We start from the raw sequence: 14,148 nt of genomic DNA on the forward strand, positions 1-14,148 counted from the left end.
GCCTTGTGGCGTATCTTTTCTTCGGAAGGATTCATACGCCATGTCGACTCCGCACCTCGAGCCCGGCCGCGTTTACCGCACGCGGGACCTGGCCAGCTGGAGCGCGAACGCGCCCCGGCTCGCCAAGCGCCTGGTCGATCAGGGGGAGCTCGTGCCGCTGGCACATGGCCTGTTCGCGCATCCGAGGCAGAGCCGGTTCGGTCCCGTGCCCCCGCTCGACGAGGAGATCATGCGCGCCTTCCTCGATGGCGGCCCATTCGTGTTCACCGGGCCGGAGCGCTGGAACGCGCTAGGCCTCGGCACTACCGCCGTGTTCGCGGTGCCGCTCGTGTACAACACGAAGCGGTCGGGCACGTTCACCTTCGGCAACCGTCGATTCGTCCTCCGGCGCGTGGCGTTTCCTGAAAACCCGCCTGCCGAGTGGTTCGTCGTGGACCTGCTCGAGCACGCCGACCAAGCCGCAGCGTCTCCCATCGAGATCGCCGAGGTGCTCGCCCACGCCCTCGCTCGCGGGCGATTCGACCGTGAGCGGCTGCGGGACATGGCGAAGCGTTACGGCTCCCGAGCGACACGCGCGCTCGTCGACGAGGCACTCCGAGAGAGCGCCTCGTGAGCTTCGTCCACGAGAACAACGAGGAATTTGCCGACCTCGTGAGGATCGTCGCCGGCGAGCGAGGCATGAGCCGGTCGATCGTCGAGAAAGACTACTGGGTGACGCACACCCTGTGGGCCTTGTCCGTTGGCGGCCTCGAGGTCTGGTTCAAGGGAGGCACCTCGCTCTCGAAGGGCTTCGGTCTCATCGAGCGCTTCTCCGAGGACCTCGACCTGAAGATCGAGCCGGGCACGGTGGCCGCGCTGCCGACAGTGTCGAACTGGAAGAGCGAGGGCACGAAGGCGACCTCCGAGCGACAGGCCTATTTTGAGCAACTCTCGAAGTCGCTCGTAGTGCCCAGCTGCAAGGTCGAGCTGGATCAGGAAACCGCCGACAAAACCTGGCGCGGTGCGAACTTTCTCGTCCTCTATCCCGGCCTCTACTCCAATGAGCTCCCAGGGATGATCTCGAGCCACGTACGCCTCGAAGTGGGCAGCGCCCGTGTCACACCGTACGTTGCCCAAGACCTGACATCCTGGGTCCATGAGAAGCTGGTCGCGACCGGAACGCTCACGGCGTTCGACGACAACCGCGCCAAGAGCGTTCGGTGCGTCCACCCTCTCGTGACACTTCTCGAGAAGCTCGACGCGCTCCACCGACGCTTCCGGAACGAGAATGCGTTTCCGCAGACCTTCGTGCGCCACTACGAGGACGCGGCCAAATTGGCCGAGGCGAGCGCGAGGCTTCCGCCGCTAGTCGGCTACGACAGCGTGCGCGCGTTGGCCGACGAGATGCTCGCGCAGAAACAGATCGTCGCGATGCCAGCCGCCGACGATCCAGCCTTTGCACCTGCAATCGGCTCCCGCTGGGACGGGATTCGGAGCGCCCACGCAGCGCTTCAGGAGATGTTCTGGGGACCACGGCTGAGCGTTGAGCAGGCGAGCGCCACGATCCGCACATGGATCGCTTCCAATCTCGGCTGAACGACTCCGCGAAAAGCGTTCGTTCCACGGTTCGGAACAGTCCATCCCGTTCCGACTCCATTGTGCCATCCGTTCCCGTACGCATGATGGCTCGGCCGGCGCGGCGGCTCGCAACGAAGGGCCGTCGCCGGCATCGAAACCACGCGAATCAGGAGGAACGAAATGTCGACGCAGACCAGCATGGAGCGCGCGCGAACCGACTCCGCAAGAGAAGCGGCCCCGCGGCTCATCGATGGCATCTACCATCAGCCGCCCCTCCACTGGGTCGGCGACGGCTTCCGCGTCGCGGGCTACTTCCACGCGATCCCGGACGCGGCGAAGAAGCTCAGCCCGTTCGTGCTGATGGACTACCACCCGGAGTACAAATACCCGCCGAGCGAGCGGCCGCGCGGCGTGGGCGTGCACCCGCACCGGGGCTTCGAGACCGTCACCTGGGCGTGGCAGGGAAGCGTCGCGCACCACGACAGCGCGGGCGGCGGTGGCGTCATCGGCCCGGGCGACGCCCAGTGGATGACCGCGGCGTCGGGCGTGCTTCACAAGGAGTATCACGAGGAAGGCTGGTCCCGGCGCGGCGGTCCCTTCCAGATGGTGCAGCTCTGGGTGAACCTCCCCAAGGCCGACAAGATGGGGCCGCCTGGCTACCAGGCCATCGAGTCGAAGGACATGGGCGTCGTCACGCTGCCCGAGGGAGCCGGCACCGTCCGCATCCTCGCCGGCGAGTACGGAGGCGTGCGCGGCCCGGCGAAGACGTTCACGCCGATCGACGTATTCGACGTGGCGCTCGCGGCGAACGGCCGCACCTCCTTCGACTTCCCGGCGCGCCGTAACCTCGCGGTGCTCGTCATGAAGGGAACGGTGTCGCTGAACGGCCAGCGCGCGAACCTCCACGACTTCGTGGTCTTCCAGAACGTGGGCGATCGCCTGGACATCGTCGCGAGCGAGGACGCGCAGCTCCTGGTCCTCAGCGGCGAGCCCATCGACGAGCCTGTCGTGCAGTACGGCCCGTTCGTGATGAACACCATGGCCGAGATCCAGCAGGCAATGGTGGACGTCCGAAGCGGCAAGTTCGGCTACCTGGACTGAGCCTTTCGGTCAGAGGGGTCGGCGACGCGAGGTCGTCGCCGGCCTCGCGCCTCGCCAGTCATCCAAGCGACAAAGGAGGGCTTCGCTTGCCGGCAAGGGAGCCAGACGAGCGATCATCCACATCCACTGGCGGGGCGCCATTCCGTCTTGCGCGGCCGGCGATCATGCGGACATGCCGGCCATTCAAACCTTGGCAGCTAGCCGGCCACTCGAAATTGATCCGCGGGCGGCCTATGTTGTACGAAGAGGCTCCGGCTGGAGCCGGTAGGAAGCGCTTCATGTCCAAGCTCGCATCCAAGCTTCTCGCATCCTCGACACGCGGCCGTGCCATCAAGCGGCCGGTTGTGGATCCGGTACGGCGTGCGATGGACCGCGCGCCGCTCGACGACGAGCCCTTGACCGAAGAGGACGTGCGTTCTCTCGACGAAGCCGAAGCCGAAGGCGGTCCCCGTCTTTCGTCGGCTGAAATGCGCCGCGCCCTTGGTTTGGACTAACGGTAGACCTCTTTTCGATCCATGACCCGAAGGACGCGAACGATCCGGCCATCGGGACTGTAAATCGCGCGCCAGTTTCCCCACCGAAGCGCCCACCGATCTCGCTGTCCCTTCAACTTCCGCAAGTCGCCGGCGCCGGTTTCGGCAAAGCGATCGAGAGCAGCGATCATGCCTGCGGAATCCTGCTTCGGCATGGCTGCGAGGTCTCGTTGAGCGGCTGGCAGATACTCGACCGTTCGCATGGACAACCACCCTAAGCGTGCGGGCGTCCGACGAACAAATCGAACCTGTGGAAAGACTGTGCGGGACCGCGTCACCCCCGCACGGTTGCCCCCCCTCCGGCACCCTTGGGGTGACGTCGCCCCCGATCACGCCCCCTCGTCCTCACCCGGACGTCGCCGCGCGAAGAGCTCGTCGAGGAGGCGGTCCTGGAACCACCGTCAGCCGACAGACCAACGTTTCGCGAGTTGCACGCCGGGCAACGCGACGCGCCGGAGACCTGCCTGCGGGACCAGCTCACCGCGGTGAAAGGCGTAGCTCTCGACGAGCCCGTCGTGCAGTACGGTCCGTTCGTGATGAACACCATGGCCGAGATCCAGCAGGCGATGATGGACGTCCGGAGCGGCAAGTTCGGCTATCTAGAGTGATCAGCGCCCCTCGGCCCGAGGGCCGGCGACGTCCTCGCGAGCTCGTCGCCGGCCTCGCGCCCGGGTCCACGATCCGTGGGACAGCAAGCCCACGCACTTTGCGGCTGGGTCCGCATGGAGACCAAGGACCAAATGACCGCAAGGAACTCCCGACAGAAGCACTGGTCGAAGGTGGAATATCTTCACGAGGCGGTCACCAATCCGAACATCCATGTTCGCGGCACGCACAGCTATTACAGCGATGCATGGACAGGCGGCTTCGAGGAAAGCGTGGTGCGCTACCTCTATGGAGACGCCTACAGCCTCCAGGCGTGGGAACCGAAGTGGCCGATCGATCAGCTCTACATCGGCGATTTCGTCTGCATCGGCGCGGAGGCCGTCATCCTCATGGGCGGCAACCATACCCACCGGACCGACTGGTTCAGCCTCTACCCCTTCGTCGAGTCCATGCCCGAGTCCTACGTCGGCAAGGGAGATACGCGAATCGGTGACGGGGCATGGATTGGGATGCGCGCCATGCTGATGCCCGGCGTCACGATCGGAGAGGGCGCGGTCATTGCGTCCGGCGCAATCGTAACGAGGGACGTGGCACCCTACACGGTCGTTGCCGGCAATCCCGCCGCACCCTTGCGCACGCGTTTCCCTGCGGAGACGGTCGAGAGGCTGCTCCGGCTCAAAATCTACGACTGGCCGAGCGAAAAGCTCGAGGCGCTGAGGTCCAGGCTTTGCTCGAGCGATGTCGACGCGCTGGAGGCTGCCGTCCGCGAATACGACCTGCAATAGCGCTGCGTCGACCTTCGGGCAAGGCCGGCCTGGGCGCTCGTCTGCTCGCGGCGCGGTCCCTCGCGGAACCGCCGTCAGGCGACAGACCAACGTTTCGCGAGTTGCACGCCGGGCAAGGCGACGCGCCGGAGACCTGCCTGCGTGACCGAATCGGGCGTGAGCCGGAATGCCGTGTTTCGCGCCCACCGGAGCGCGGGATTTCCCACGCGTGCCACGACGCCGAAGCGGCGTGAGCCCTCCTTGATGTCCGCGACGCGGGCGTGGCGGGTGGCTTTGTACGCGGCGAAACCAGCCTCGAGGTCCGCCGAGACCGCGCGCGCGAGGGCAGCGGCGTCCTCGATCGCCATGCCCGCTCCCTGGCCCAGGTTCGGCGTCATCGCGTGGGCAGCGTCCCCGAGGAGCCAGACCCGCGGCGTACCCCACTCGATGCGCTCCAGCTCGTGCAGGTCGTGGTGGATCAGCGCCTCCGGCGTGACGCCCGGCCAGGCCGACGCGGCGAGCCCGCCGAATGCGCCGAAGCGCGCCGAGAGCTCGCTCCACGACGGTGGCCGCGATCCCGCCTGGCAGGGAAGCACGAGGAACACGTAGGCGCGCCCGCGGGCCAGCGGCACCGTCCCGAAGCGCGCGCCGTTGCGCCCCCAGGCCTCCGCCGCTGTCGTGCCGCCGGTGCCGGAAACGGGGACCACCGCGCGCCAGCAAGTGTCGCCGCTGTAGCGCAGCGGGACGTCGCACCCGGCGAGCGCCCGCACCCGGGAGCGGATTCCGTCGGCACCCACCACGAGATCCCAGCGTCCCGAGGAGCCGTCTACGAAGCGCGCGTCGACGCCGTCGGCCCTCGTCTCCAGGCCGCAGAGCTCCGTGCCCAGCCGCAGCTCGACGCTCGGAGGGAGCGCCGCGGCCAGGGCTTCGTGGAGCTCGCCGCGGTGAAAGGCGTAGCTCTCGCCGAGCTCGTCGCGAAACGCCGACAGGTCGATGCTCGCGAGCGGACGTCCGGCCTCGTCGGCGGTGTCCATGCGCAGGAGGCGGTGCCCGGCTGGGCGGACGTCCACTCCCATCGCCTCGAGCACAGCGATCGCGTTGATGGAGAGGATGATGCCCGCGCCCACCGCCTCGAAGCGCGGTGTGCGCTCGACCAGCGTGACGCGGTGGCCGCGCAACGCGAGCGCGCGCGCAGCGGTGAGGCCGCCGATACCGGCGCCGACGACGAGGATCTTCTGAGACATGGCTACTCCCGAGTTCGAAAGAACTGGACGAGAAAGGCGTGGAACAAGGACGCGCGCGCTTCGGGCGGAAGCTCGCCGCGCAGCCCAGAGAGCAGCAGGCCGAGGTAGCTCGAGAAGAACGTCGCGAACGCGAGCTGCGGGTCGATCGGGGGCACCTCGCCCGCGGCCAGCCCGGCGGCCAGACGCTCGACGAACCAGCCCTGGAACCGCGCGAGCTGCTTCGCCAGCGGGCGCTCGGGATCGCTCAGGAAGAGCGTCTGGGCGATGAGCACCCGCGAGAGGTCCGGGCGCGAGTCGTAAGCGGCCCAGAGCGCCTCTGCGACGTGCGCGAGCTGGTCCACGAAGCCCGCTGGGAGCGTCGCGAGCGCCCCGTCGAGCGCGCGCTCGATGTGCTCGTGGAGCAGGGCTTCGTAGAGGCTCGCCTTGTCGGGGAAGTGCGCGAAGACCGTGCCCGCGGCGACGCCGGCTGCCCGGGCGAGGTCGCGGGTGGTGGCAGCCTCCGCGCCGCGCTCGGCGACGAGACGAGCGGCTGCTTCGAGGAGGAGAGCGCGGGTGGCTTCCCGCTGGCGGTCACGAAGATTCACGCGGTTCGCTCCTCCATTGAGCGCGCCTCACTCACTGAGCACGCTCAATCAGTACGCATGTGAGCGCCGCGCGTCAAGCCCGCCGCTCTGGTCGCTACTCCGTGTCCGAGCGCGAGCCGCTTCCGGTGGACGCGATCGAGATCGCCTTGCGGTTCACGAACTCGAGGATGCCGTCGCGAGCCAGCTCCCGCCCGTAGCCGGATCGCTTCACGCCGCCGAACGGGAGGCGGGGATCGGAGGCGACCATCGCGTTCACGAACGTCATGCCCGCCTCCAGCTCGTTCACGAAGCGCTCCTGCTCGAACGGGTCCTCCGTCCACACGCTCGACCCCAGGCCGAGGTCGGTCGCGTTCGCTAGCGCGATCGCCTCGTCGCAATCCTCTACCCGGAAGATCGAGGCGACCGGCCCGAACATCTCCTCCGAGAAGGCGCGGGCGTCCTTGGGGATGTCGGTGAGGACGGTAGGCGCATAGAACCATCCCCGGTCTCCAACGCCCGTTCCGCCCGTGAGCACGCGCGCGCCCTTCTGCACGGCGTCCTCCACCTGCTGCGCCACACCGTCGCGGATGCTCTGGGTCGCGAGCGGCCCGATCGTCGTCTCCTCGGACATCGGATCGCCGACCTTCATCTTCGACAGCTCGTCGAGGAAGCCCTCCAGGAACCGCGCGTAGACCGTGCGATGAACGATGAACCGCTTGGCCGCGATGCACGACTGGCCGGCGTTGATGTTCCGCGCCGCCACGGCGACCTTCGCCGCGGCCTCGACATCCGTGCTCGGCATCACGATGAAGGGATCGCTCCCGCCGAGCTCGAGCACCGTCTTCTTCAGCAGCTTCCCCGCGAGCGCCGCGACCGACGAACCGGCGGGACCGCTGCCGGTCAGCGTGGCCGCCACCACCCGCGGATCTCCGAGCACCTTCGACGCCTTCCGGTGGCCGATGAGCAGCGTCTGGAACGCGCCCTCCGGGAACCCCGCCTGGAGGAGGACCTCTTCGATCGCGAGCGCGCACTGCGGCACGTTCGAAGCGTGCTTCAGCAGCCCCACGTTGCCCGCCATGAGGCCAGGCGCCGCGAAGCGGAAGACCTGCCAGAACGGAAAGTTCCACGGCATCACGGCGAAGACCGGGCCGAGCGGAAGGTTCCGCACGAACGAGCGGGCGTCGCCGGTCTCGACCGGCGTATCCGCGAGGAAGCGCTCGGCATTCTCCGCGTAGTACCGGCACACCCACGCGCACTTCTCGACCTCGGAGCGCGCGGCGGCGATGGGCTTGCCCATCTCCTCGACCATCAGGCGCGCCAGGCGCTCGCGCTCGGCGAGGAGGACCTCGACCGCCTTCGCCAACGGTTGGGTGCGCTCCGAGACGCTCGTCCGCTTCCAGCGCGAAAAGGCCGCCGCCGCCTTGCCCAGCTTCCGATCGAGCGCCATGTCGTCCAGCTCTTCGAACGTCCGGAGCGTCTCGCCCGTCGTGGGGTTGATCGTGGCGATGCCCATGCGCCTTCCTCCTCGAGGCTCTCCGACGCCGCGACGCGTCCCCACGCTTCGCGGGTGGGATCCGATCCACCCGGATCATGGCAACGGCTCGGCGATCTCGTGCCGAGGCGTCGAGCATCGCTTAGTTCGGCGGCCATAGGCCTCCCGCGCACGCTCCCCGCCCCCAAGTTATGGGGACGCCCCACACGATGCCCAGAGGGGAGAGCCATGTCCCACAGCATCTCGACCTTGCTGACCCGCAATCTCAGCGACGTCTTCGGTGAAAACGACCCGGCGCGCCGGCGCGCGGCGATAGACGAGCTCCTCACCGAAGATTGCGTGTTCTACGAGTCCAAGGGCGTCTACCGGGGCCGGGACGAGATCGATCGCGTCGCGGGCGCGATCCGGGCCACCCACCCCGACTTTCGCTACAAGCCAATCGCCGAGCCCGAGGAACTGGGCCGTGGCGGACGGATCAAATGGGTATCGGGCCGTCCTGGAGAGGCGCCTGCCTACGCCGGGACTGATTTCATCACGACCCGGGACGGTCGGATCGCCTCCATTTATCTGTTCTTCGACGAGCTCCCCTGAGGTGCCCGAGTTGCCCGCAGGTCGGCGGGACGCCAGCTCCGCCGGCAGTTGAGGGACCCGCCCGCTGCAGGTTGGCGGGCACGCCCCATGTCCCTACGGTTGCCCCATGGGAGATCGCGTCGAGAAGGACAGCCTGGGCGAGGTCTCGGTCCCGTCGGACAAGCTGTGGGGTGCGCAGACTCAACGCTCTCTCGAGCATTTCAGCATCGGCGACGACCTGATGCCCCGAGAGCTGATCGACGCGTACGTCATCCTCAAGAAGGCGGCCGCGAGTGCGAACCACAAGGCCGGCCGTCTGACCGACGAGCAGCACGGCCTCATCGTCCAGGTCTGCGACGAGATCCTCGCCGGCAAGCATAGGGACATGTTCCCGCTCCACGTGTGGATGACCGGGAGCGGGACCCAGTTCAACATGAACGTCAACGAGGTCATCTCCAATCGGTGCTGCCAGCTCGCCGGCACGCCGCTCGGCTCGAAGACGCCCGTTCACCCGAACGACCACGTCAACATGTCCCAGTCGTCGAACGACACCTTCCCGTCGGTGATGTACATCGCGGCCGCGCTCGCGACCCGTCAGCGCCTCCTGCCCTCGCTGAAGCAGCTCCGCGACGCGATCGCCTCCAAGGCGGACGCCTGGTCCGACATCGTGAAGACCGGCCGCACGCACATGCAGGACGCGACCCCGCTGACGCTCGGCCAGGAGTGGTCGGGCTACGTCGGCATGCTCGACGAGGCTCGGGACAACATCGAGCACGCCCTCCCCGCCGTCCACCGTCTGGCGCTCGGCGGAACCGCGGTCGGCACGGGCTTGAACGCGCCCAGGGGATTCGCCGAGGCCGCCGTGGCCGAGATCGCCCGCCTGACGGGGCTCCACTTCGTCTCCGCGGCGAACAAGTTCACCGTGCAGGGCGCCCACGACGCGCTCGTCATGCTCTCGGGGACCCTCCGCACCCTCGCCGTCTCGCTCTTCAAGATCGCCAACGACATCCGCCTCCTGGCCTGCGGACCGCGCTGCGGCTTCCACGAGCTCGACCTGCCCGAGAACGAGCCCGGTTCTTCCATCATGCCCGGCAAGGTCAACCCCACGCAGTGCGAGGCGTTGACCATGATCGCGGTGCAGGTGATGGCTAACGACGTCGCAGTTGGGTTCGCCGGCGCGTCGGGCTACCTCGAGATGAACGTCTACAAGCCGCTGATGATCGCCGGCGTGATGCAGTCGCTCCGCATCCTCGCCGACGGCTGCCACAACTTCCGGCGCTTCCTGATCGAGGGGACCAAGCCGAATCGAAAGCAGATCGATCGGGATCTCGAGAGATCCCTCATGCTCGTGACGGCGTTCTCTCCGGTGATCGGCTACGACAAGGCGTCGAAGATCGCCCACCTCGCCGAGGAGCAGGATCTGACGCTGAAGAAAGCGGCGCTGCGCCTCGGCTACGTCGACGAGGAGGAGTTCGATCGCATCGTCGATCCGCGCAAGATGGTCCATCCCGATGGCGCGGACCAGGAAGGAGCGGGGCGATGAAGACCGACCTGCGCGGAACGGAGCTCCTCCTCGACCCACGGCTGACCAAGTCGACGGCGTTCACGGCGAAGGAGCGCGAATCGCTCGGCCTGGTCGGGCTCCTGCCTGACGCGGTCGAAGACGAGGACCTACAGATCCGGCGCGTCCATCAGCAGCTCGGCCACAAGAACACGGACCTCGACCGCTACATCTATCTCAACGCCCTCCTCGATCACGACGAGACCCTCTTCTACAAGGTCCTCATGAGCGATCCGGCGCACTTCCTGCCGATCGTTTACGACCCCACCATCGCCGAGGCGTGCCTGAAGTTCGGCCACATCTACCGCGGCCCCCGCGGGATGTACCTCTCGCTGAGCCGAAAAGGACACGTCCGCGACGTGCTGAGAAACTGGCCCGAGAAGGACGTCCGGGTCATCTGCGTCACCGACGGAGGCCGCATCCTCGGCCTCGGCGACATCGGCGCCAACGGCATGGGCATCCCCATCGGCAAGCTCCAGCTCTACACCGCCACCGCCGCCGTCCCTCCTCGCGTGCTCCTGCCCGCCTTCCTGGACGCGGGGACCAACAACGACGAGCTCCTCCACGATCCCCTCTACCTGGGTCTGCGCCGGACTCGCCCGCGCACCGAGGAGCTCTACGAGTTCGTCGACGAGTTCGTGAGCGCGGTGCAGGACGTCTTCCCCCTCTGCTGCATCCACTTCGAGGACTGGACCGGGGTCGACGCCGTCCACCTCCTGAAGCGCTACCGCGACAAGGTCTGCTGCTACAACGACGACATCCAGGGTACGGCGGCGGTCACGCTCGCCGGCCTCATGAACGCGGTCCGCATCAAGGGAAGCAAGCTCTCCGAGGAGAGGATCCTCTTCCTCGGCGCCGGCTCTGCGGGGATCGGCATCGCCGACCTGGTTGCGTCCGCCATGCGCCAGGAGGGCTTGAGCGAGGAGGAGGCCCGGGGGCGGATCTCCCTCTTCGATATCCACGGGCTGATCGAGTCGAGCCGCAAGGACCTCGAGGACTTCCAGAAGCCCTACGCCCACTCCATGAAGCCAACGAAGGACTTCGTCGAGGCGATCGAGGCCTTCAAGCCGACCGCGATCATCGGCGTCAGCACCGTCGGGAAGGCGTTCAATAAGAAGGTCGTGGAAGCGATGGGCCGTCTCAACCACCGGCCGATCATTTTCGCGCTCTCCAACCCCACCGACCACGCCGAGTGCACGCCGCGGGAGGCCTACGGCTGGACCAACGGCCGCGCGATCTACGCAGCCGGCGTGCAGTTCCCGCCCCTGCACCTCGACGGCAAGACCCTCGTTCCGTCCCAGGCGAACAACGTCTACATCTTCCCGGCGATGGGGATGGCAATCTACGCGACCCAGGCGAAGCGGGTCACGGACGAGATGTTCGTCGCGGCCGCGAAGGCCGTGGCCGACCAGGTCACCCAGCACCAACTCGACGACGGAATGCTCTTTCCGCCGCAGTCGAACCTCCTCGAGGTCGAGCTGGACACGGCGAGCAAGGTCGCAGAGTCGATCTTCGAGAAGGGACTCGCGCGCGTCGAACGGCCGGACGACGTGGGCTCGTTCATCCGATCGCATGCCTACGAGCCGCGGTACCCGAGCTTCACCCGACATTGAAGGATCGCGCGCCTGTGGGTCGGGTGTTAGATCCGCCGAGTGACACGCGTTCGCCCCATCGCCCGCGACCTCCTGACCGACAGCAGCCGGACCGTGGTGGCGGCCAGGCAGTCGCACGTCGGCAAGTTGGCTCCAAGCCACCCACCTGTGACGCACAGCCACGCGGCGCTCGGCTTCTACCTTGGCGGGCGATCGCGCGTGGAGCTGAACGGGGAATGGAACCTCCGTGAAGGCGATGTCCTGCTGGTGCCTGCGGGCGAACCGCATCGCATGCTCGAGACGGACGGCCTGGAGCTCTGGGGCTTGAGCTTCTGCGTGCCGTGTTTCGCTTCGGATGGGAGCGCGTCGCTCCTCGAGCCTTTCGAGCGCGTGCGCGACGGGGCCTCTGCGGTCGTGCGAATCCCTTCGGATCGCCACGCCTACCTCGAAGGGCTCTTTCGGGAGCTCGAGAACCTCGGGCGCGAGCCACAGGGGCCGAGCGAAGCTCTCGACGCCATTCAGAGGAGCCTGCTCACCCTCATCCTGGCCGAGGTCGACCGGGCCTCGAGCTCGAGCGGGGCTCATCGAGCGACCGGCGGTAGTGTCGTGACCGAAGCGCTTCGCTTCATCGAGCGCAATTGCCTTCGGCCCCTGACCCTCAACGACGTCGCCGCAGCGGTCAGGCGGAGCCCCACCTACGTGACCACCGCGCTGACGCAGGCCACCGGTCGAAGCGCCGTGCAGTGGATCGTGAGCGGACGGATGGCCGAGGCGAAGCGGCTCCTGCTCCACTCCGACGAGATGGTCGACGTCGTCGCCGAGCGCGTGGGCTACGCCGACGCGACGCACTTCATCCGGATGTTCCGGCGCGAGTACGGCGCCACGCCGGCTGCGTGGCGAGCGGCTCAGACACGCGGTCCGCGGGTCGACCACGGATCCGGGACCGAGCGCTGAAGCGGCCTCAGGGGAGCCGCCGCGCCTTCAACACCATGTCGTGAACGGTGATGGTGCCGCCTCCGTGCGCCGAGGCGCTGCGCGGCCGCGTTCCGCTGATGAGGAGCTCCCAGCCGTCAGTCTCGAGCGTCGCCGCCACCTCCTCGGCCGTGAAGTAGAGGTCGGGGATCGGAGGTCGACCGATCGCCGTCTCGAGATCGGAGGGATGGTGCGCGACGAAGAGCAACGTCCCTCCCGGCCGCACGGCCATGGCGAGCCGGCCGAAAAATCCGCCCCGCTCCTCGGGCGCGACGTGAAGGAAGTGGGCCGAGACCAGGTCGTACGCCTCCGAGGGCGGCTGCCAATCGAGCAGGTCTGCCTGGAGCCACCGCACCTGCCCTGCACTATCAGCTTCGCGCGCACAATCGAGCGCCACGTTCGAGTGGTCCACCGCCGTCACGGTCCAGCCGCACTTGGCGAGCCAGATCGCGTCCGCGCCCTCGCCGCAACCGACGTCCAGTGCGGCCCCGGGAGGGAGGTCGGCGGCCGTCTCCGCGAGCAGCACGTTCGGCTCCCCGCTCCATGGGGCGGCCTTGCGATGGCGGTACATCCGGTCCCAGAAGTCCGCATCGGATCCGTGGGTCATGCAGGCTCCTTCGTGGTCGACGCCCATCAGAGCGCCCCGGCCAACGCGAGCTCCATCGAGAGCTCGAGGTTGATCATCGCAGCGGCGTGCGTACCAGCGTTCGCAGCGAAGATGGCGGCCTGCATGCGGGTCGTCAGATCGCCCGCCGCGTAGACGCCGGGGACGGAGGTCTCGCGCTTCATCGGGTCCACCCGAACGTAGCCGTCGTCGTCGAGCTCGACGCCTAGCGCACGGACCAGCTCCACCTGCCGCTGTGGAGGATGCGCGAAGAGCACGTCACAGGGCACGGCGGCGCCGCTCGAGAGCTCGACGGCCTCGAGCCGATTGTCCCGCGCGACAAGACGCGACACGGGTGCCGTCTCGAGCCGGATGCCCGCGGCCTCGAGTTGGGCGCGCACGTCCGGCGCGACGTCAAAGCTCCCGTCAGTGAAGACCGTGACGTCGCGAGACCACCCGCGCGCCTGGAGAGCGAAAGGGACCAAGTGCGACGCGCCCGCGGCCAGAGCGAGGATGCCCCACCGGCGGTCCTGCACCTCCCAGCCATGGCAGTAGGGGCACTGGATGACGGAGTGTCCCCAGAGCTCGCGGAAGCCATCGATCGGGAGCATCTCGTCGACCATCCCCGTGCACAGCAGAACGCGCCGAGCATCCACGCGTTCCGACGTCAGGTCCACGCGAAACGCCCCGCGCGACCCCGAGATGGATTCGACGCGCACCTCCCTGGACTCGACGTTCGGGTAGCGAGCGAGCTGCTCGCGGCCGATCCGTCGAAACTCGCCCGGCGGCGTCCCGTCTTGCGTCACGAAGTTCTGCATGTGCTCCGCAGCCGCGTTTCGCCGCGGCCCGGAATCGCTAAGCAGAACTCGCTTGCGCGCACGGCCGAGCGCAAGCGCGGCGGAGAGGCCGGCAGGGCCACCTCCCACGATGACGACGTCGTAGAGCATGTCGGTTCTCCTCGGATCGAGCGATTGCGTCTCCACGTTCCC

At 67.8% G+C, this 14,148-nt stretch carries 16 protein-coding genes; 10 read left to right on the forward strand and 6 right to left on the reverse strand.

Translation table 11 applies throughout. From position 1 onward, the window contains the following. The first annotated feature begins 40 nt into the window (after window positions 1–40). The 4 genes from AKJ08_RS14715 to AKJ08_RS14730 all read left to right on the forward strand — a co-directional run bounded on the left by AKJ08_RS14715 (window position 41) and on the right by AKJ08_RS14730 (window position 3,152). A complete protein-coding gene (locus tag AKJ08_RS14715; protein WP_050726758.1) occupies window positions 41–613 on the forward strand; it encodes a hypothetical protein in 573 nt (190 codons plus the stop codon). Continuing rightward, window positions 610–1,575 carry a nucleotidyl transferase AbiEii/AbiGii toxin family protein gene (locus tag AKJ08_RS14720; RefSeq protein ID WP_082343211.1) on the forward strand — a complete coding sequence of 322 codons (966 nt, stop codon included), beginning with the start codon at window positions 610–612 and terminating at the stop codon, window positions 1,573–1,575. Before AKJ08_RS14715 ends, AKJ08_RS14720 begins: the two co-directional genes overlap by 4 nt. Window positions 1,576–1,737: 162 nt before the next feature. Next, window positions 1,738–2,658 (forward strand): pirin family protein, encoded by a 921-nt coding sequence (locus AKJ08_RS14725; protein WP_082343212.1) that lies wholly within the window; start codon window positions 1,738–1,740, stop codon window positions 2,656–2,658. A 278-nt stretch (window positions 2,659–2,936) separates the two neighbouring features. Next, window positions 2,937–3,152: a hypothetical protein gene (locus tag AKJ08_RS14730; protein WP_050726759.1), complete on the forward strand. Its 216-nt coding sequence runs from the start codon at window positions 2,937–2,939 to the stop codon at window positions 3,150–3,152. Here AKJ08_RS14730 and AKJ08_RS20950 read toward each other — a convergent pair. Then, window positions 3,149–3,394 (reverse strand): type II toxin-antitoxin system RelE family toxin, encoded by a 246-nt coding sequence (locus AKJ08_RS20950; protein WP_157370716.1) that lies wholly within the window; start codon window positions 3,392–3,394, stop codon window positions 3,149–3,151. The genes AKJ08_RS14730 and AKJ08_RS20950 overlap by 4 nt on opposite strands. A gap of 225 nt (window positions 3,395–3,619) precedes the next feature. Here AKJ08_RS20950 and AKJ08_RS20755 point away from each other — a divergent pair, with 225 nt between their 5' ends. Continuing rightward, window positions 3,620–3,799, forward strand: coding sequence for a pirin-like C-terminal cupin domain-containing protein (locus tag AKJ08_RS20755; RefSeq protein ID WP_050726761.1), 180 nt, complete (start codon window positions 3,620–3,622; stop codon window positions 3,797–3,799). A gap of 114 nt (window positions 3,800–3,913) precedes the next feature. Next, window positions 3,914–4,582: a CatB-related O-acetyltransferase gene (locus tag AKJ08_RS20955; RefSeq protein ID WP_205624730.1), complete on the forward strand. Its 669-nt coding sequence runs from the start codon at window positions 3,914–3,916 to the stop codon at window positions 4,580–4,582. Between the two features lie 74 nt (window positions 4,583–4,656). Here the strand turns inward: AKJ08_RS20955 and AKJ08_RS14750 are convergent, their stop codons facing one another. From AKJ08_RS14750 to AKJ08_RS14760, 3 genes are all read right to left on the reverse strand, one after another. Further along, window positions 4,657–5,805, reverse strand: coding sequence for an FAD-dependent oxidoreductase (locus AKJ08_RS14750; RefSeq protein WP_050726763.1), 1,149 nt, complete (start codon window positions 5,803–5,805; stop codon window positions 4,657–4,659). 2 nt (window positions 5,806–5,807) lie between these two features. Beyond that, window positions 5,808–6,389 (reverse strand): TetR/AcrR family transcriptional regulator, encoded by a 582-nt coding sequence (locus tag AKJ08_RS14755; RefSeq protein ID WP_050726764.1) that lies wholly within the window; start codon window positions 6,387–6,389, stop codon window positions 5,808–5,810. Window positions 6,390–6,483: 94 nt separating this feature from the next. Next, window positions 6,484–7,881: an NAD-dependent succinate-semialdehyde dehydrogenase gene (locus AKJ08_RS14760; protein ID WP_050726765.1), complete on the reverse strand. Its 1,398-nt coding sequence runs from the start codon at window positions 7,879–7,881 to the stop codon at window positions 6,484–6,486. A gap of 207 nt (window positions 7,882–8,088) precedes the next feature. Here AKJ08_RS14760 and AKJ08_RS14765 point away from each other — a divergent pair, with 207 nt between their 5' ends. The 4 genes from AKJ08_RS14765 to AKJ08_RS14780 all read left to right on the forward strand — a co-directional run bounded on the left by AKJ08_RS14765 (window position 8,089) and on the right by AKJ08_RS14780 (window position 12,537). Continuing rightward, the gene (locus tag AKJ08_RS14765) at window positions 8,089–8,451 is read left to right on the forward strand and encodes a nuclear transport factor 2 family protein (protein ID WP_050726766.1); all 363 of its coding nucleotides are present in this window, start codon (window positions 8,089–8,091) and stop codon (window positions 8,449–8,451) included. Between the two features lie 106 nt (window positions 8,452–8,557). After that, complete coding sequence (gene fumC, locus AKJ08_RS14770) at window positions 8,558–9,973, forward strand: class II fumarate hydratase (protein ID WP_050726767.1); 1,416 nt, start codon at window positions 8,558–8,560, stop codon at window positions 9,971–9,973. Beyond that, window positions 9,970–11,604, forward strand: a complete 1,635-nt coding sequence (locus AKJ08_RS14775) for an NAD-dependent malic enzyme (RefSeq protein WP_050726768.1) — start codon at window positions 9,970–9,972, stop codon at window positions 11,602–11,604. Before fumC ends, AKJ08_RS14775 begins: the two co-directional genes overlap by 4 nt. 39 nt (window positions 11,605–11,643) lie before the next feature. Then, window positions 11,644–12,537 carry a helix-turn-helix transcriptional regulator gene (locus tag AKJ08_RS14780; RefSeq protein ID WP_240475359.1) on the forward strand — a complete coding sequence of 298 codons (894 nt, stop codon included), beginning with the start codon at window positions 11,644–11,646 and terminating at the stop codon, window positions 12,535–12,537. 7 nt (window positions 12,538–12,544) lie between these two features. Here AKJ08_RS14780 and AKJ08_RS14785 read toward each other — a convergent pair whose 3' ends face one another. Next, the gene (locus AKJ08_RS14785) at window positions 12,545–13,162 is read right to left on the reverse strand and encodes a class I SAM-dependent methyltransferase (protein WP_050727607.1); all 618 of its coding nucleotides are present in this window, start codon (window positions 13,160–13,162) and stop codon (window positions 12,545–12,547) included. 26 nt (window positions 13,163–13,188) lie between these two features. Beyond that, complete coding sequence (locus AKJ08_RS14790) at window positions 13,189–14,106, reverse strand: NAD(P)/FAD-dependent oxidoreductase (protein WP_050727608.1); 918 nt, start codon at window positions 14,104–14,106, stop codon at window positions 13,189–13,191. Window positions 14,107–14,148 lie beyond the last annotated feature (42 nt).

Origin of the sequence: Vulgatibacter incomptus (assembly GCF_001263175.1) — a bacterium.
In the GTDB taxonomy this organism is placed as follows: Bacteria; Myxococcota; Myxococcia; order Myxococcales; family Vulgatibacteraceae; genus Vulgatibacter; species Vulgatibacter incomptus.